Origin of the sequence: Myroides sp. N17-2 (assembly GCF_002286775.1) — a bacterium.
Taxonomy (GTDB): Bacteria; Bacteroidota; Bacteroidia; order Flavobacteriales; family Flavobacteriaceae; genus Flavobacterium.
In genome coordinates, this window is record NZ_NSGJ01000089.1 from 1 (window position 1) to 338 (window position 338).

Below are 338 nucleotides of genomic sequence, written 5' to 3' on the forward strand. Positions count from 1 at the left end.
GAACGAACATACTGTGTTTGAAATAGATTCTTTCCTCCACTACTTTCTCCTAAAGAGATTGGGCGATAATATGTACCATCTCCTACAGGCATTGTCAATTCGCTCTTTCTGTCACGATCTGCCATACCTACAACATGACTCCCATCCTGTACTTTTTCAATAAAAGCATCCTCCAAAAAAGTAATACTACCTGACAAAGGAGCATTCACAATAATATTTCCGCGCTCAAAAGAACTCTTTCCTGCTATACTTATCTCATTCTCTAATTCAATACCATTAGTATTAAAAAATACATTCTCTAATTCTGTTGGATTAGCTCCGCCCTGTATTTTTATCTT

General features: G+C 36.4%; 1 pseudogene. It reads right to left on the bottom strand.

Going from position 1 to position 338, the window contains the following annotated elements:
• Positions 1 to 338 (bottom strand): annotated as a pseudogene (locus CF599_RS19170) (gliding motility-associated C-terminal domain-containing protein); the annotation flags it as partial.